General features: G+C 34.3%; 16 protein-coding genes and 1 riboswitch. Of the genes, 15 read left to right on the top strand and 1 reads right to left on the bottom strand.

The window, feature by feature from the left end; genetic code table 11:
* Positions 1–38 precede the first annotated feature (38 nt).
* The 4 genes from rplM (at position 39) to tsf (ending at position 2,953) form a co-directional block, all read left to right on the top strand.
* Positions 39–494: a 50S ribosomal protein L13 gene (gene rplM, locus IRZ99_RS18100; protein ID WP_026983738.1), complete on the top strand. Its 456-nt coding sequence runs from the start codon at positions 39–41 to the stop codon at positions 492–494.
* Complete coding sequence (gene rpsI / locus IRZ99_RS18095) at positions 494–880, top strand: 30S ribosomal protein S9 (protein WP_007808909.1); 387 nt, start codon at positions 494–496, stop codon at positions 878–880. The genes rplM and rpsI overlap by 1 nt, the downstream gene beginning before the upstream one ends.
* Before the next feature lie 176 nt (positions 881–1,056).
* A complete protein-coding gene (gene rpsB, locus IRZ99_RS18090) occupies positions 1,057–1,854 on the top strand; it encodes a 30S ribosomal protein S2 (protein ID WP_194658580.1) in 798 nt (265 codons plus the stop codon).
* Between the two features lie 136 nt (positions 1,855–1,990).
* Entirely contained in the window at positions 1,991–2,953 is a 963-nt protein-coding gene (gene tsf / locus IRZ99_RS18085; RefSeq protein ID WP_194658579.1) for a translation elongation factor Ts, read from the top strand.
* Between the two features lie 69 nt (positions 2,954–3,022).
* Here tsf and IRZ99_RS18080 read toward each other — a convergent pair whose 3' ends face one another.
* Positions 3,023–5,077, bottom strand: a complete 2,055-nt coding sequence (locus IRZ99_RS18080) for a M3 family metallopeptidase (protein WP_194658578.1) — start codon at positions 5,075–5,077, stop codon at positions 3,023–3,025.
* A gap of 269 nt (positions 5,078–5,346) precedes the next feature.
* Between IRZ99_RS18080 and IRZ99_RS18075 the strand changes: the two genes are divergently transcribed.
* From IRZ99_RS18075 to thiH, 11 genes are all read left to right on the top strand, one after another.
* Positions 5,347–9,030: a TraB/GumN family protein gene (locus tag IRZ99_RS18075; RefSeq protein WP_194658577.1), complete on the top strand. Its 3,684-nt coding sequence runs from the start codon at positions 5,347–5,349 to the stop codon at positions 9,028–9,030.
* A gap of 58 nt (positions 9,031–9,088) precedes the next feature.
* Entirely contained in the window at positions 9,089–9,751 is a 663-nt protein-coding gene (locus IRZ99_RS18070) for a queuosine precursor transporter (protein ID WP_026983743.1), read from the top strand.
* Positions 9,752–9,763: 12 nt separating this feature from the next.
* Positions 9,764–10,438 (top strand): hypothetical protein, encoded by a 675-nt coding sequence (locus IRZ99_RS18065; RefSeq protein WP_194658576.1) that lies wholly within the window; start codon positions 9,764–9,766, stop codon positions 10,436–10,438.
* A complete protein-coding gene (locus IRZ99_RS18060) occupies positions 10,438–11,007 on the top strand; it encodes a DNA-3-methyladenine glycosylase I (protein WP_194658575.1) in 570 nt (189 codons plus the stop codon). Before IRZ99_RS18065 ends, IRZ99_RS18060 begins: the two co-directional genes overlap by 1 nt.
* Positions 11,008–11,096: 89 nt before the next feature.
* A riboswitch (TPP riboswitch) is annotated at positions 11,097–11,195 on the top strand.
* 85 nt (positions 11,196–11,280) lie between these two features.
* Entirely contained in the window at positions 11,281–11,487 is a 207-nt protein-coding gene (gene thiS / locus IRZ99_RS18055) for a sulfur carrier protein ThiS (protein WP_026983746.1), read from the top strand.
* Between the two features lie 173 nt (positions 11,488–11,660).
* Positions 11,661–13,484, top strand: coding sequence for a phosphomethylpyrimidine synthase ThiC (gene thiC, locus IRZ99_RS18050; RefSeq protein ID WP_194658574.1), 1,824 nt, complete (start codon positions 11,661–11,663; stop codon positions 13,482–13,484).
* A 40-nt stretch (positions 13,485–13,524) separates the two neighbouring features.
* Positions 13,525–14,124, top strand: a complete 600-nt coding sequence (locus IRZ99_RS18045) for a thiamine phosphate synthase (RefSeq protein ID WP_194658573.1) — start codon at positions 13,525–13,527, stop codon at positions 14,122–14,124.
* The gene (locus IRZ99_RS18040) at positions 14,091–14,846 is read left to right on the top strand and encodes a hydroxymethylpyrimidine/phosphomethylpyrimidine kinase (RefSeq protein ID WP_194658572.1); all 756 of its coding nucleotides are present in this window, start codon (positions 14,091–14,093) and stop codon (positions 14,844–14,846) included. The genes IRZ99_RS18045 and IRZ99_RS18040 overlap by 34 nt, the downstream gene beginning before the upstream one ends.
* Positions 14,836–15,474 carry a thiamine phosphate synthase gene (locus IRZ99_RS18035; protein WP_194658571.1) on the top strand — a complete coding sequence of 213 codons (639 nt, stop codon included), beginning with the start codon at positions 14,836–14,838 and terminating at the stop codon, positions 15,472–15,474. The genes IRZ99_RS18040 and IRZ99_RS18035 overlap by 11 nt, the downstream gene beginning before the upstream one ends.
* The gene (locus IRZ99_RS18030) at positions 15,455–16,231 is read left to right on the top strand and encodes a thiazole synthase (protein WP_305069335.1); all 777 of its coding nucleotides are present in this window, start codon (positions 15,455–15,457) and stop codon (positions 16,229–16,231) included. Before IRZ99_RS18035 ends, IRZ99_RS18030 begins: the two co-directional genes overlap by 20 nt.
* 151 nt (positions 16,232–16,382) lie before the next feature.
* The gene (gene thiH, locus IRZ99_RS18025) at positions 16,383–17,519 is read left to right on the top strand and encodes a 2-iminoacetate synthase ThiH (RefSeq protein ID WP_194658570.1); all 1,137 of its coding nucleotides are present in this window, start codon (positions 16,383–16,385) and stop codon (positions 17,517–17,519) included.
* Positions 17,520–17,558: the final 39 nt, after the last annotated feature.

Raw genomic sequence — 17,558 nt, 5'->3', positions numbered from 1 at the left:
CCTTTATTGGGGATGGAATGTTTAATTAAAATAATATTATGGACGCATTAAGCTACAAGACAATTTCAGCTAGCAAAGCCACTGTAACTAAAGAGTGGATTGTTGTTGATGCTGAAGGGCATAACTTAGGACGTCTTGCTTCAAAGGTTGCGATGATCTTAAGAGGTAAGTACAAACCAAGTTACACACCGCACGTTGACTGTGGAGATAACGTAATTGTTATCAACTCAGAAAAAATTAACCTTACAGGTACAAAAATGAATGACAAAATTTACATGCGTCATACAGGTTACCCAGGAGGACAAAGAACTTTAACTGCTAAAGTATTGCAATCTAAAAACCCTGCATTATTAGTAGAAAAAGCTGTAAAAGGAATGTTACCTAAAAACAAATTAGGAGCTGAACTTTTTAGAAATCTAAATGTTGTTGTAGGTGCTGAGCATACTCACGGAGCTCAAAAACCTAGAACTGTTAACCTAAACGATCTTAAGTAATGGGAGTTATTCACAAAATCGGTAGAAGAAAAACCGCTGTTGCACGTGTATATGTTTCTGAAGGAACAGGAAAAATCACTGTAAACAAAAAAGAATTCGCAACTTACTTTCCAACTGCAACTTTACAATACAAAGTTTTACAACCAATGTCTATGACAGAAAATGTAAACAACTTTGATGTAAAAGTAAACGTTTACGGAGGTGGTTCAACTGGTCAGGCAGAAGCTGTAAGAATGGCATTAGCACGTGTTATGTGCGAAGTAAATGCTGAAAACAGAGCTATCCTTAAACCAGAAGGTTTATTAACAAGAGATCCAAGAATGGTTGAACGTAAGAAATTCGGTCAGAAGAAAGCTCGTAAGAGATTCCAATTCTCTAAACGTTAATATTACCTGTCTTGTACATTTGGTACAAGACACGATCAATTATTTATTGAAATTAAAAAACACAGTTGTTGTTGCTCTCCTATCGAGGTAGGAAATAGTTTAGCATCTAAATGTATAAAGCCTGGGAAACCGCCATTTATACATTGCTAATCAACAGAACGTAAACTAGTACAAAAATGGCAAACAAAATAGAAGTAAAAGACTTACTAGAAGCAGGTGTTCACTTCGGACACATGACTAGAAAATGGGACCCAAACATGGCTCCTTACATTTATATGGAGCGTAATGGTATTCACATTATTAATCTATATAAAACTGCAGCAAAAATTGAAGAGGCTAATGAAGCTTTGAAAAAAATCGCTGCATCAGGTAGAAAAATCTTATTCGTAGCTACCAAAAAACAAGCAAAAGACATCGTTGCTGATAAAGCAAAAGCTGCAAACATGCCTTATATCACTGAAAGATGGCCTGGTGGAATGCTAACTAACTTTGTAACTATCAGAAAGGCAGTTAAAAAAATGTCTTCTATTGATAAAATGAAGAAAGATGGTACTTTCATGACGTTATCTAAAAAAGAGCGTTTGCAAGTTGATCGTCTACGTGCTAAATTAGAGAAAAACTTAGGTTCAATTGCTGATATGTCTAGACTACCTGCAGCATTGTTCGTAGTAGATATCAAAGCTGAACACATCGCAATAAAAGAAGCACAAAAATTAAACATTCCAGTTTTCGCAATGGTTGATACGAATTCTGACCCAAGAGAGGTTGATTACGTTATTCCTGCAAATGATGATGCTTCTAAATCAATTGACAAAATTTTATCTTTAGTAACTGCTGCTGTAATCGAAGGTCTTTCTGACAGAGGTTCTGATAAAGAGACTGAAGTTTTTACTGAAGAAGCTGCTGCTGAAGCTGCTCCTGCTGTAGAGGCTGCACCAGCTGTTGAAGCTGCTGCTCCTGCAACTGAAGAATAAATCAAATTTAAATTCCAAATTTTAAATTCTAAAATCCAACCACAAATTAAAAACGTTATGTTGATAATTTAATAAAATTGGAATTTAGAATTTAAAAGATGGAATTTTTACTTTTAACATTAAAATTCAAAATATTATGGCAACAATTACTGCTGCAGACGTAAATAAATTAAGACAAACTACAGGTGCCGGAATGATGGACTGTAAAAAAGCTTTAGTTGAAGCTGACGGAGATTTCGATAAAGCTATACAAAACCTTAGAGAAAAAGGACAAAAAGTTGCTGCTAACCGTTCTGACCGTGAGTCTTCTGAAGGAGCTGCTGTTTCTTTTATCAATGCTGACAATACTAAAGGAGCTATCATCACTTTAAACTGCGAAACTGATTTCGTAGGTAAAAATGAAGCTTTCGTAACTTTGGCTAAAGAATTAGTTGAAAGAGCTATTAACTTCTCTACTAAAGAAGAATTCTTAGCTTCAGATTTCAACGGAATTACTGTTGCTGAAAAATTAATCGAGCAAACTGGAGTTATCGGAGAAAAAATCGAAATCGGTGGTTTTGAAATTTTAGAAGGTGCTTTTGTTGGATCTTATGTTCACGTTAACAAAATTGCTGCATTAACTGCAATTTCTGCTGCAATTCCTAACGCTGACGTTTTAACTAAAGATGTTTCTATGCAAGTTGCTTCTATGGGAGCTGATACATTATCTTACAAAGATTTTGATCCTGCTTTCGTTGAATCTGAACTTGCTGCTCGTATTGCTGTAATCGAAAAGGATAATGAAGAAGCAAAACGTTTAGGAAAAACTTTAAAAAATGTTCCTAAATATATTTCTTTCTCTCAATTAACTGAAGAAGTTTTAAAACAAGCTGAAGAAGATGCTAAAGCTGAATTAAAAGCTGAAGGTAAACCAGAGCAAATTTGGGACAAAATTATTCCAGGAAAAGTACAACGTTTCATCTCTGATAACACTACTTTAGATCAGGAAAAAGCTTTACTTGATCAAAACTTCATCAAAGATGACAGTAAAAAAGTTGGTGATTATGTTAAAGGATACAACGTTGAAATTACAGGTTTCAAAAGAGTTACTTTAGGTTAATATATTATTTCAATATAAAAAGCCCGAATATTCATTTATTCGGGCTTTTTTATTTTTATCAATTTAATTCTAGACTGTCGGGAAATTTCTAGCCCGCATTAAAGCATTTGATTCCGGAGCTTTTCCTCTAAAATTTTCATACATTTTTTCGTTATCAATAGTATTTCCAACACTTAAAACCGTATCATAAAGTCGTTTTGAAATTTCTCTATCATAAGGTCCTTTTCCTTCCAAAAATGCTTCGTACGCATCTGCATTAATAACATCAGCCCATAAATAACTATAATATCCGGCTGCGTATCCATCGCTTGAGAATATATGTGCAAATTGCGGAATTCTGTGTCGCATAACAATTTCAGACGGCATATTAATTTCTTCTAAAATCTCTTTTTCAAATTTATAAGGATCAATAATGTCTGTTGTTAAGTGCAATTTCATATCAACAAAAGAACTTGAAATTGTTTCTACTGTCGCAAAACCTTCATTAAAATTAGCCGCTTTTTCAAGCCTTTCAACTAATACAGCGGGTAGTGGCTGATTTGTTTTATAATGCAGCGCAAACTTATTTAATACTTCCGGAGTGGCCAGCCAATGTTCCAGCAACTGTGACGGAAATTCAACATAATCTCTTGCAACAGCAGTTCCGCTTAAACTAGGATAGATAACATTTGAGCATAATCCGTGTAATGCATGACCAAATTCATGAAATAAAGTAGTGGCATCATCCCATGAAATCAAAACAGGCTCATCTGCCGCACCTTTAATAAAATTGCAATTGTTAGAAACAATAGGAAGCACATTAGCTTTTATTTTTTGCTGTTTTCGATGTGAGTTCATCCAGGCCCCAGAGCGCTTTCCCTGGCGCGCATAAGGATCAAAATACCATAAACCGATAGGATTTCCAGTACCTTTATTATTAACCTCCCAAACTCTAACATCTGGATGATAAACCGGAACATCAAAAACTTGTTTGAAACCTAAATCAAATAACTCGCCTGCAACCCAAAACATTCCTTCACGTAAATTTTCTAACTGCAAATACGGTTTTAACTCGTTTTGATCTAAATCATATTTTGCTTTACGAACTTTTTCAGCATAATAACGGTAGTCCCAAGGCTGAATTTTAAAATTCCCGCCTTCCTGATCCACCATTTCCTGCATCGATGAAACATCATTTTTTACTTTTTCGACAGCGGGTTTCCAAACAGATTCCATTAAGTCTAATGTTTTCTGTGGTTCTTTTGCCATTTTATTGGACAAACTCCATTGGGCAAAATTATCAAAGCCTAAAATTTTAGCTTTTCTGGCTCTTAATTGCAAAATAGACACAAGTGTTGCATTCGTATTGCTTTCATTTTTGTTATCTCCCCGCTTTACAAAAATATCAAAAGCTCTTTCTCTTAAATCTCTACGATTTGAAAAAGTCAAAAATGGTTCAATTGAAGATCTCGTATTCCCAATACATGCCAAAACATTTAAATCTCTTTCTTTTGCTTCGGCGATGGCAGCATTTTTAAATGCTTCCGGTAAGCCATCCAAATCCAATTCAGATCGCAATTCCAGAAACTGATCATTTTCTTCTGCCAATAACTTTTGACTAAAAAGCGTAAAAAGCCCTGCAAGTTCCTGATTAATTTTAGCCACTTCTTCTTTATCAACTTCATTCAACTCTGCTCCTTCCCGAACAAAATCTGTATAATACAGCCAAACCAGACGTTGTTGTTCTTCATTTAATTTTCCCTTTGTATCAGATTTATACAATTTTTCGATTCTGGAAAATAATTTCTTGTTCTGATACATTTTATTATTAATCTCTGCTAATCTTGGAGACATTTCTGTATCTACATCATTAAACTCGGGACTGCTCAAATTAGATCTGTAAATTCCGAAAACGGTTTGAACCTGATTAAGTGTTTTGCCAGCAAGTTCTAAAGCGACAATTGTATTTTCAAAACTAACTTCTTCTAAATTATTTGCTATAGCATCAATTTGATCTAGTTTTTCCTGAATAGCAAATTCAAGTGCCGGTTTAAAATCTGAAACTTTATATTCATTAAAAGCAGGAACTCCCCCGTAAGATCCTGTCCATTTCTTTATTAAAAAATTAGTAGCATTTGTTGCCATATATAAGAAAAATTGAGATGATTTTTTATGCTTTTCCAGTACGCAGAAAGCAATAAGTTATTATAACTTCAAAAATACCTAAAAGTTAGCAATCAAGAACAAATTCAATAGTCTTAAAAAAGAGCTATTTTAGAAACTTTCCAGATTTTAAAACAAATTCTGATTTTTAAGAAAATACCTTATAAAAAGCAAAGAAAAAGCAATATTCATAAACGAAAAGACCGTAATCTATTTTATATTTGTTTAGCTAAACCACTAAACCAACCCTCTTGAAAAAATTACTTTACATCTCATTATTAATAAGTTCAGTCCTTCAGGCACAAAACAAAAGTTTATTTTGGGAAATATCCGGCAACGGTTTAACCAAAAAATCCTATATCTACGGGACTATGCATGTTAATGATAAAATTTCGTTTCATTTATCTGATTCGTTTTTCACCAATCTTCTGGGGTCAGATATTGTAGCCAATGAAAGCAATCCTGAAACTTGGGGAGATTTGAATGATTTGATGAAAAGTAATGATTTCAATTCTTATAAAAAGTTTTATACCGAATTCTATTTGTTCCCCACAACAAAAGAAAATATTCAGACTATTTTTATTAATGACAATGGTAAGTACTTCAGAAATATGTTATCCGGAGCCGAAGGAGATCAGGCAGATTTTCAGGAAGATACTGTATTAGACATGTTTATTTTTCAAACAGGAAAGAAATACAAAAAGAAAATCGTAGGTCTTGAAGATGCAAAAGAATCAATGCTTTCAATATTACAGATCATTGATGAAGACGCAAAACCAAAAGAAGAAAACAAACTTGCTCTTGTAAAAATCTTAAAAAATAGAAATCCTCAAGAAGTTCTAAAAGAATATTACAGAGAGAAAGACATTATAATGCTTGACTCAATCTATAAATTAATATTTTCAAAAAAGGCACATGATGCGCTTATTGTTAATCGCAACAAAGTAATGACCAAGAGCATTGATTCTATTGCAAAAACAGGCAGTTTATTTTCAGCAGTTGGTGCGGCGCATCTCGCAGGAAATGACGGTATAATTACACTTTTGCGACAAAAAGGTTATACAGTAAAACCCATAATTGACACTTTTACCGAAAGCGGAAAAAACCAGAAGAAAACTATTGAAGCTTATTTCCCTAATCCTAACTTTACTGTTTCTAACACCAAAGATAAAATGGTACAACTGCCATTATACAAAACTACTATTGAAGAAAACGAAAATATGGGCTCTCCGGATTTCACCAACGGTGGTGCCATTACGATAAAAAGAATTCCGTTAAATTATTTCCTAAAAAACACTGATGTTACTTATAATCCGAAATCCTTGGATAGTTTATTTTTTGAAAAGATTGCGGGAGATATTATTGAGAAAAAATATGCTGAACAAGCTAATTATGCTAGTTATGACATAAAAAACATTACGAAAACAGGAAACGCTCAACATTCTAAATTTTATATTACGCCTTTAGAAATCATTTCTATTGCAATGACCGGACCTGCAAATTATGTTCGCCAATATGAAAATGAAGTTTTCGAAAATATTAAAATCAAACCTTTTAAAAACGAATGGGAAAAGATCAAACCTCTGAAAGGAGGTTTTGAAGCTGAAATTCCATCATTCAATTTCGTCTTTGGAAACAGTGCCGAAAAAGGTACTAATATTGATATTCAAGCTTACGATAATCAGGAAAAAGGATTCTACTTTTTAAGAGAGAAGACCCTAAATGATACCAGTTTTCTTGAAAACTCTGAATATGAGCAAAAGCAAATTCATTATCAGTTTTATCTCCAGCAAAATCAAGATTCTACAGCAACGAAATATAATAAAATAGACAATTCTTTTGTTTCATCCTCTAAAATTGGCGACCGAAATATTAAATTAAAAACAATTATTTCTGGCAACAAATATTACTTATTGGGTTCTGTTAATACATCTGACGCGAATACAAATCGATTTTTTAATTCATTTGTACTTACTCCATTTGATTATAAATCTAAATCGAAAGTTTTAGTAGATTCAACTGCAAATTATAAAATAGAAATTCCTGAAAAGGAAAATGAAAATCTATTTTTAAAATTAAATAAAAACAAACGCGAGACGAAAAACGCATTTAAGGTCGTAAATCAGTTTCAGGCATTCAATTCTGAAACGGGTAGAAAAATCAAATTAGCGTATCATAAATTCCCTAAATACGAAAGAACATTATCTATTGATTCTGTTCAGCGTATGCTTAAAAAAGAATTTCTAAATCAATATGAAAGTGATCCGGAGCAAAATTATTTTGAAGCAGAAGATGATGAAAGTTACACCACTGCAACTTCCTTATTAAGCCCTGAATTGTTTCTTAAAAAAGGATTTTCACAGTCGTTATGGGATGAAATTATTGCTGACAAAAAAGACAATTATGAGTTTTTATCTGAAAGTACCACTTTTAACAAAGACCAAAATAGTTACACTATTAATGCTTTGGTTTCTAAGCCAAATGCGACTCAGGCCGTTAAATACAAAGTGCTTTACAAAAACAACACCTATTATCTACTAAATACGCTGGTTGAGAAAAACTATAAAAATGATGATCCTTTCATAGAAAAAACCTTTAACTCACTAGATCTGGTTGACAATATCAAAACGGATAATGCTGAAGACAAAGTAAAGCTTTTTATCGAAGATGCTAAAAGCGAAAAAGACACCATTCGTTATTCGGCCTTAAACACGATTGATAATCTTGATATCACAAAAAAAGATTTTGAAGCGATTACCAACTTCATCAACACTTTTAAATTTAAAGAAAGTGAAACGGATGCTATAACTTCATTATTGGAAAAAATTGGAAAAACAGAAGATGAAAGAGTAATTCCTTACCTAGAGAATTATTATAAAAAAGAATCGACTAAAACGGATGTGCAGATTAGTATTTTAAAAAGTATTTCGCATCAAAAATCAAAAGCTGCTTACAAAAAAATCAATGAATTACTAGAGTACGATTTACCTATTTCCGATTTACAATATGAGATTGGAAGCCTCTTTTATACTTTTGAAAGAGATCCTGAAAACAGTAAAGAATTGTTTCCTGAAATTTTTCAATATTATAGTATTAAAGAATACAACAAACCAATCATAAGCTTTTGCAATTCATTATTAGAGAAAAAATTGATTTCGGTCAAAAAGTTAAAAGCATTTAAAAAAATAATCCTGACCAACACAAAACTCGAATATAAAAGAGTGGCCAGCTGGAACGAAAAAAACAAAGCAACACAAGAGGCAGCAACCGCAGAAGATGAAGTAGCTTTTTATTCTGAATCATCCAGATCATTAACGGATTTGATAAATTACACTAATCTAATCTATAATTATGCCGATGATACGGCTGTAAAAGAAGTGCTGAAAAAAATAAAAAATCTTGATATTCCAGAATTAAATATAGAATTAGCCCGATTAGGAATCACACATAACGCACTAAATACAACCGAAATTGAAGGTTTTTTAAACGATCCTAAAACGCAATTCATTACCATCAATTTGTTATTGAATCAAAACAAAAAAGATTTAATACATTTTACCGATGATGAGATTGCAAAATCGGCTGTTGTAAATTTTCAAAATCTTTCTAAAAAGGACTCTATTACTTTATTAAAAAAGCAAATTGTAGAAAAAGACAATCATGAAATTTCGTTTTACTTTTATCAAATTCAAAGAAAAAATGATGAGACAAAAGCTGTCAAAAAGCAATTATACACCATTGCTTTTTTAAACGAAAACAAAAAAATAAATCCTTTGGCTTATACTACCGCTCCAATAAAAACAATAAGTATTGAAGAAGATCCGGAGAAAACATATGCTCTTATCATCAATGAAACCCTGAATGGTGATCATATGAGAGCAAGTTTTGAAAAAGAAAAAGAAGAAGAGGAGTTATCACTTGGTGAAGAATATTAAATCTATTTTCGGCATAAAATAGTTAACTTTGAAGTATCAGATTTTATAGTACGTATTTATGTTCAAAACCAAAAAAGAAATTGTCTTTGTAATTCTGGCTGGAATTTTTATAACAAATGCAGTTGTCGCGGAGCTTATTGGAGGAAAATTAATTCAGATTGGACCGTTTGTAATGAGTATTGGTATCTTACCATGGCCAGTGGTTTTCCTGACAACCGATTTAATAAATGAATATTTTGGAGAAAAAGGAGTAAAAAAACTCTCTTTTATCACGGCTTGTTTAATTGCATATGCCTTTTTAATTTTATTTATGGCCATTGTAATTCCGGCAGCAAAAGGAATAAGTCCCGTTAATGACGAACAATTTCAGGCTGTTTTTGGACAAAGTATGTGGATTATAGTCGGAAGTATTATAGCTTTTATGGTTTCGCAGCTTATAGATGTGAGTATATTTTGGTTCTTTAAAAACCGAACAGGAGATAAAAAAATATGGCTTCGAACGACAGGATCAACTGTAATTTCGCAATTATTTGATTCGTTTATTGTACTTGGAATAGCATTCTGGCTACCGGGAAAAATTGACTTTGATACATTTCTTTCATCAGCATTGATAGGCTATACCTTTAAATTATCTATAGCCATTTTATTGACACCATTAATTTACGCAGGACATCATTTGATTAAAAAATATTTGGAAGGAGACATTTCTCATAAGGACTAAAAAATTATTGTTATGAAAAAAACTAATGTAATATTACTATTTTCAATAAGCTGCCTCCTTTATAGCTGTGGCAGCGACGACAAAAAGCAACCTAACGATAAAGTATACCCCGTTAGTTCTTTAAAACCTGCTCCTCAAAAATCACTTGATCCAACTCCTGCTAAAATAGCAGTTGCAAAAGACGGCGATAAAAATTCTCCTCTTAACCAAAAGAAAGCGTTTACTGTTACTAAACCTATTACACCTCCAGAAACGCCAGCTGCCAAAATAGCGACAGCAGAAAAAGCTCTCGTTCCGGTAAAAAAAGAAGAAAACGACTTAATGAATTTTGTTAATCTGCGTAAAATATTTTCAGGCACAAAAATCGGTCAAACCATGAGTCAGAAAGATTTAACCCAAAATTTTAAAATCCCGGAAGAAGCCGTTAAACTCGTTAAAAGTGTTACAAGAACTGCTCATGATGAACTAGCTGTAAAATGGCGTTCGACCTGGCTTGTAGAAAAAGTATCTGATGCCGAACTTGAAGACGGTAAAATGAAAGTTCGATTTCAAGCCAATAAAATGTTCATGTCTGGTAAAGCAATTGGCATTAAATACAACAGAAAAGTCTATAATGATTTAATAATAATTGGCCATTCCGCCTATATACCAAGCGTAAAAGGGTACCATTGGCAAATTGGTAAATAATGGAAAACGAAGATTTAATTCGATGTGGCTGGTGTACTTCCAGCGATTTATATAAAAAATACCATGACGAAGAATGGGGCGTTCCAGTTTATGACGATCCTACCTTATTCGAATTTTTGATTTTAGAAACTTTTCAGGCCGGATTAAGCTGGATTACCATTTTAAACAAAAGGGAGAATTTCAGAAATGCATTTGACCATTTTGATTATAAAAAAATAGCGCATTATTCTGAAGATAAAGTCGAGGAATTAATGCAGAATACCGGAATTATCAGAAATAAACTAAAAATAAAAGCAGCAGTTTCCAACGCTCAGGCTTTTATGAAAGTACAGGACGAATTTGGTAGTTTCTCTGATTATATTTGGAAATACACCAACGGAAAACCAATTATAAATAATCTCAAAACGTCAAAAGATGCTCCGGCCACTACTCCACTTTCTGACGAAATCAGTAAAGATTTAAAAAAAAGAGGTTTTAAATTCGTTGGTTCAACCGTCATTTATGCACACATGCAAGCCACCGGAATGGTCAATGATCACGCGGAAGATTGCTGGAAAAGAGCTAAGTAAATAGCCTCAGTTTTCAGTTCTCAGAAACAACATGAAACCTGAAACTTGAAACTTTTTCAAACAACCAAACAAAATTTTATTACATTTGCTTCACACTTTAGGGGTGTCTGCTAAATAAGCAGGCTGAGATTTTACCCTCTGAACCTGATCTAGTTCATACTAGCGTAGGGAAAAGTAAGATGACTTCTGCGCGCATTTTTATGCGTTTTTGTAGCCATTCCTAAAGTAGAGACGCACGGCAGTGCGTCTCTACAAGAAACTAAATCTAAAGGAATGGAACTAAAAATCAACCAACAAATCAAAAAGTTCAATGCTGAATCGCTAAGCGTTCAATCATTGCTCGATCTCGAAATTCCAAACAAACAAAACGGAATTGCCGTTGCCATTAACAACACCGTTGTTCCAAGGATCAATTGGAACCAACATCTCGTACAAGAAACTGACGAAATTCTGATTATTTCTGCTACTCAGGGAGGATAGTCCCAATAGCTAGCGGGATAAATTCCAAAAAATAAATTCCAAATTCCAACTTAGGCACGCTTAAAAGACGCACTGCTTTGCGCCTCTACAGAACCATCTATTATTTTATCTAACATTCAACACAATCAAGATCAACCTGAAACCTGAAACTTGAAACTTGAAACAAAAAAACTATGACAACAGAAGAACAAATTTCCAGAACACCTTTTCCGAATTCTAAAAAAGTTTACGTCAATGGCGAAATTCATCCCATAAAAGTTGCGATGCGCGAAGTCATTTTAAGCGACACCAAACTTTCGAATGGCGGAATTGAGAAAAATCCACCTGTAACTGTTTACGATACTTCAGGTGCTTACACAGATCCAAACATTGAAATCGACATTCGAAAAGGATTGCCACGCTTACGCGAAAGCTGGATTCTCGATCGAAATGATGTTGAAATTTTAAATGAAATAACTTCTGATTATGGTCAAACCCGTTTGAAAGATGAAAGCTTAAATCATCTTCGATTTGAATATTTACATCAGCCAAAACGTGCTAAAAAAGGGGCAAACGTAACGCAATTGTATTATGCCAAACAAGGAATCATAACTCCTGAAATGGAATATATTGCGATTCGTGAAAACCAACGCATTGAACTTTTAAACGAGCAAACCAAGGCAATGCAATGCCAGCATGCCGGACATAGTTTTGGGGCAAATACACCAAAAAGCAAAATTACTCCTGAATTTGTTAGAAGTGAAGTTGCTTGTGGAAGAGCCATTATTCCAAACAACATCAACCATCCTGAAAGCGAACCAATGATTGTTGGCCGTAATTTTTTGGTCAAAATAAACGCCAATATTGGTAATAGCGCCGTGACTTCGAGCATTGAAGAAGAAGTTGAAAAAGCAGTTTGGGCTTGCCGTTGGGGAGCCGATACTATTATGGATTTGTCAACAGGGAAAAACATTCACGAAACCAGAGAATGGATTATTCGTAATTCACCGGTTCCAATTGGTACGGTTCCAATTTATCAGGCATTGGAAAAAGTAAAAGGAATTGCCGAAGATTTAACCTGGGAAGTTTTCCGTGATACTTTAATTGAACAGGCCGAGCAAGGCGTTTCGTATTTCACGATTCACGCTGGAGTTTTATTGCGTTACATTCATTTAACTGCTGATCGTGTTACAGGTATCGTTTCCCGTGGCGGATCGATTATGGCAAAATGGTGTTTGTTTCATCATAAAGAAAACTTCTTATATACCCACTTCGAGGAAATCTGCGAAATCATGAAACAGTATGATGTTGCTTTTTCTCTTGGAGATGGTTTACGTCCGGGTTCGATTGCTGATGCTAACGACGCTGCGCAATTTGCCGAATTAGAAACGCTTGGAGAATTAACCAAAATAGCCTGGAAACATGATGTTCAGGTTTTTATTGAAGGGCCGGGTCACGTGCCAATGCACATGATTAAAGAAAATATGGACAAGCAATTGGAGCATTGCAACGAAGCGCCTTTTTATACTCTTGGACCATTAACAACGGATATTGCTCCAGGTTATGATCATATTACATCTGCAATTGGAGCTGCCATGATTGGCTGGTACGGTTGTGCGATGTTATGCTATGTAACGCCCAAAGAGCATCTTGGCTTACCCAATAAAAAAGACGTAAAAGATGGTGTAATCACTTATAAAATTTCAGCTCATGCTGCGGATTTGGCCAAAGGTCATCCAGGTGCGCAATATCGAGACAATGCTTTAAGTAAAGCCCGTTTCGAATTCCGTTGGGAAGATCAGTTTAACCTATCGCTTGATCCTGATACTGCAAGAGAATTTCATGATGAAACACTTCCTGCGGATGGCGCAAAAGTGGCACATTTCTGCTCCATGTGCGGGCCAAAATTCTGCTCTATGAAAATATCTCAGGAAATTAGAGATGTCGCTGCCGCAGAAAAAGGAATGCAGGAGAAATCAGAAGAATTTATTGAACAGGGGAAAGAGATTTATATCTAGTAGAAAATAGAGTCAAGAATCAAGAGTAAAGATAAAAGATATGATTGTGATTACAAATCCTTCTGCAATTTCTGGCGAAATTGGCATTATCAATTCTTTATTTGAGGAAGGATTGTCTTTGCTCCATATTCGGAAACCTGAGTTTTCTGAAGTTGAAATGGTGGAATTTATTAATCAGATAAAAGTAGAATTTCGATCTCATTTGGTTTTGCACAGTCATCATCAATTGGCTGAAAATTTTGGAATTAACCGAATTCATTTTTCTGAAAAAGACAGAAAAGATTCTCATGACTTTCCTGCAAGGTTTTCAAAACCTTGTAGGTATTCAACGTCAACTCACTCTATAGAAGATTTTAATTCTTTAGAAAAAGGTTTCGAATATGCATTTCTAAGTCCAGTCTTTAAAAGCATTTCTAAGAAAGAATATTATCCTGTAAAAGATCTTTTTGAGGAATTAAAATCAAAAACAAATTTTAATACAAAAGTTATCGCTTTAGGCGGAATTGATCTTGAAAACATCAAAAAAACACTTGAAAATGGTTTTGATGATGTCGCGCTTTTAGGAAGCATCTGGAATAGTGAAAACCCTGTAAAACAATTTAAATTATGTCAGCAAATCGCCCATTCGTACTTAGCATAGCAGGATTTGATCCTTGTGGTGGCGCGGGTGTTTTAGCTGATGTTAAAACATTCGAGCAACATCAGGTGACCGGTTTTGCTGTTGTAACGGCAAATACAATTCAGACAGAAGATGGCTTTTATGAAATTCAATGGACCAATTTGAGTTTTGTAATCCGCTCTATTGAAACCTTATTTCTAAGCTATAAAATCAAAACGGTAAAAATCGGGATTATGCCAAGCCTGCATTATCTAAACCGAATTCTTTCGACAATAAAACTGTTGTCTTCAGCTACTAAAATTGTTTGGGATCCGGTTTTAAAATCCACAACAAAATTCGAGTTTTTGAAAGTCGAAGATGATTCAGATCTTAATAAGATTCTTTCAAAAATTGATTTGATTACGCCTAATTACAATGAAATTGAAATTTTATTTCCCGGTTTTGTTCCAAACAAATTCTGGCTCCAAAATGAAATTCCAACCAACATTTTACTAAAAGGAGGACATAACGAATCGGAAATTGGTACGGATCGTTTGTTCTTAAAAAATGAAATTATTGAATTTGCCACTTCCCAAAAAAAATGTTTTGAAAAACACGGTTCCGGTTGTGTTTTATCAGCAGCAATAGCCGCAAATCTGGCATTAGACCAAACTTTGGAAGAAGCTTGTAAAAATGCGAAAACCTACATAGAAAAATACCTCAGTTCAACATCAACTTTAATTGGATATCACTATGTACAATAAACTGCAATACATTTCGCAAGGAAAAACAATCGAAGAACAATTGTATAATATTCATCACGCCTTAGATGCCGGATGTGATTGGATACAACTGCGTTTCAAAAATCAAACAGCCAAAGACACTTTTGCTTTAGCGGAAGCGGTAAAATTTTTATGCGAAGAATATCTGGCCAATTTTATTGTAAATGACAATTTATATCTCGCACAACAAATCGCTGCAGATGGCGTGCATTTAGGTTTAAGCGACATGAATATCGCAGAAGCCAGAGCAATTTTAGGAAATACAAAAATTATCGGCGGAACTGCCAACACTTTTGAAGATATTCAAAATCACGTGAAAAATGGTTGCGATTATATTGGGCTTGGTCCTTTCCGATTTACGAATACAAAAGAAAAATTAAGCCCAATTTTAGGTTTATCGGGCTATTTTAACATTCTTCAAAAAATAAAGAATAGTAAAATACAGATTCCAGTTTACGCTATTGGCGGTATCACATTAAATGATATAAGCCCGCTAATGGAAACCGGAATTCACGGAATAGCAGTTTCTGGAATGATTACTGAAAGTGATCAAAAAGAAAAATTAATTCAACAACTCAACGAAAAATTATATGCAAACGTCATTGTTTAATATTGGGGATAAAAGTTTTAAATCGCGTTTGTTTTTGGGAACAGGGAAATTTGGTTCTAATATCCAAATGGAAGAAGCGATTTTGGCATCAGAAAGTGAATTGGTAACAGTGGCCTTAAAACGTATCGATCTCGAAACGGATACTGATGCTATTTTATCGCATTTAAAACATCCCAAAATCAATTTATTACCCAATACTTCAGGAGCGAGAAATGCCAAAGAAGCTGTTTTCGCAGCACAATTAGCAAGAGAAGCACTTGAAACCAATTGGGTAAAACTCGAAATTCATCCGGATCCAAAATATTTAATGCCCGACCCGATTGAGACTTTAAGAGCAACAGAGGAATTGGCAAAACTTGGATTTTTTGTATTGCCCTACATTCATGCCGATCCTGTTTTGTGCAAACATTTAGAGAGTGCAGGAACAACGGCAGTAATGCCTTTAGGTTCACCAATTGGAAGTAATAAGGGATTAAAAACTATTGATTTTCTGGAAATTATTATCGAAAAAAGTAATGTTCCTGTAATTATTGATGCAGGAATTGGCTCTCCATCTGACGCTGCAAAAGCAATGGAAATTGGTGCCGATGCTGTTTTGGTCAATACTGCAATTGCCGTAGCCGGAAATCCAAAATTAATGGCTGAAGCTTTCAAAGAAGCCGTTATTGCAGGACGAAAAGCTTTTGAAGCTAAAATTGCGAATCAACAAAATCATGCGATTGCTTCTAGTCCTTTGACTTCATTTCTTTACGAATAAATTTAACCGCAAAGTTCGCAAGGGTTTTACGCAAAGTTCGCAAAGCTTTGCGAACTTTTCATCAAAACAAAAAACAAAAAACAAAAAACACAAAGCTTTGCGAACTTTGCGTAATCCTTAGCGCACTTTGCGGTTAAAAAACACAATCCAAATGAAAACATTTAAAGCAATATTTGAGCAATATAATTGGGATAATATTCAATCTAAAATATACCACACAACTTCTCAGGATGTCGAACGTGCGTTGGCAAAAACAAAACGAGCTCTAGATGATTTTTTAGTTTTGATTTCTCCTATTGCCCAAAACTATCTAGAGCAAATGGCACAGCAATGTCATGAAATAACCAAGAAGCGTTTCGGAAAAACGATTCAAATGTATGCGCCATTATATTTAAGCAACGAATGCCAAAACATTTGTACGTATTGCGGTTTCAGCTTAGACAATAAAATCAAACGAAAAACACTTACAGACGCAGAGATAAAACTCGAAGTTGAAGCATTAAAAAATGTTGGTTTTGATCATGTTTTATTGGTGACCGGCGAAGCAAATTACACCGTAAACATTAATTATTTCCTGAATGCAATTGCTTTAATACGAGAACAATTTTCGATTATTTCTGTTGAAGTCCAACCACTTTCTACTGAAGATTATGAACGTTTGCATGAAGCTGGTGTTTATTCTGTATTGGTGTATCAGGAAACCTATCACCAGGAAGTTTACAAAAAATATCATACGAAAGGAAAAAAATCAAATTTTGATTATCGATTAGAAACTCCTGACCGAATTGGAACTGCCGGAATTCATAAAATTGGATTAGGCGTTTTATTAGGTTTAGAAGATTGGCGAACCGATAGTTTTTTCAACGCACTTCATTTAGATTATCTGCAAAAGAAATATTGGCAAACGAAATATTCGGTTTCATTTCCGAGATTACGTCCCGCTGAAGGCATTATCGAACCTAATTTTATTATGGATGACAAAGATTTGACACAACTAATCTGCGCTTATCGTTTATGGAATGAAGATCTCGAAATCTCAATCTCAACTCGTGAAAACGAAAAATTCAGAAACAATATTATTCCGATTGGCGTAACCAGTATGAGTGCCGGTTCTAAAACCAATCCGGGTGGTTATGTTGTTGACCCACAATCGTTGGAACAATTTGAAATCAGTGATGAGCGTTCTGCAAATGAAATAGCACAAATCATAAAAAAATCAGGCTACGAACCAATCTGGAAGGATTGGGATAGAACATTTAGTCAAAGGTCTGAAAGTCGAAAGTCATAAAGTCTACCAACTTTTGACTTTATGACTTTCGACTTTCAA

Source organism: Flavobacterium sp. LC2016-12 (assembly GCF_015351595.1).
In the GTDB taxonomy this organism is placed as follows: Bacteria; Bacteroidota; Bacteroidia; order Flavobacteriales; family Flavobacteriaceae; genus Flavobacterium.
The sequence above is the reverse complement of the archived record's forward strand: the minus strand, read 5'-3'. Positions and strand labels throughout refer to the sequence as shown.

What these genes read in the sequence shown, in the direction of transcription:
- rplM (WP_026983738.1), top strand. Translation starts at nt 39, where the DNA reads ATGGACGCATTAAGCTACAAGACAATTTCAGCTAGCAAAGCCACTGTA.
- rpsI (WP_007808909.1), top strand. Translation starts at nt 494, where the DNA reads ATGGGAGTTATTCACAAAATCGGTAGAAGAAAAACCGCTGTTGCACGT.
- rpsB (WP_194658580.1), top strand. Translation starts at nt 1,057, where the DNA reads ATGGCAAACAAAATAGAAGTAAAAGACTTACTAGAAGCAGGTGTTCAC.
- tsf (WP_194658579.1), top strand. Translation starts at nt 1,991, where the DNA reads ATGGCAACAATTACTGCTGCAGACGTAAATAAATTAAGACAAACTACA.
- IRZ99_RS18080 (WP_194658578.1), bottom strand. Translation starts at nt 5,077, where the DNA reads ATGGCAACAAATGCTACTAATTTTTTAATAAAGAAATGGACAGGATCT.
- IRZ99_RS18070 (WP_026983743.1), top strand. Translation starts at nt 9,089, where the DNA reads ATGTTCAAAACCAAAAAAGAAATTGTCTTTGTAATTCTGGCTGGAATT.
- IRZ99_RS18065 (WP_194658576.1), top strand. Translation starts at nt 9,764, where the DNA reads ATGAAAAAAACTAATGTAATATTACTATTTTCAATAAGCTGCCTCCTT.
- IRZ99_RS18060 (WP_194658575.1), top strand. Translation starts at nt 10,438, where the DNA reads ATGGAAAACGAAGATTTAATTCGATGTGGCTGGTGTACTTCCAGCGAT.
- thiS (WP_026983746.1), top strand. Translation starts at nt 11,281, where the DNA reads ATGGAACTAAAAATCAACCAACAAATCAAAAAGTTCAATGCTGAATCG.
- thiC (WP_194658574.1), top strand. Translation starts at nt 11,661, where the DNA reads ATGACAACAGAAGAACAAATTTCCAGAACACCTTTTCCGAATTCTAAA.
- IRZ99_RS18045 (WP_194658573.1), top strand. Translation starts at nt 13,525, where the DNA reads ATGATTGTGATTACAAATCCTTCTGCAATTTCTGGCGAAATTGGCATT.
- IRZ99_RS18040 (WP_194658572.1), top strand. Translation starts at nt 14,091, where the DNA reads ATGTCAGCAAATCGCCCATTCGTACTTAGCATAGCAGGATTTGATCCT.
- IRZ99_RS18035 (WP_194658571.1), top strand. Translation starts at nt 14,836, where the DNA reads ATGTACAATAAACTGCAATACATTTCGCAAGGAAAAACAATCGAAGAA.
- IRZ99_RS18030 (WP_305069335.1), top strand. Translation starts at nt 15,455, where the DNA reads ATGCAAACGTCATTGTTTAATATTGGGGATAAAAGTTTTAAATCGCGT.
- thiH (WP_194658570.1), top strand. Translation starts at nt 16,383, where the DNA reads ATGAAAACATTTAAAGCAATATTTGAGCAATATAATTGGGATAATATT.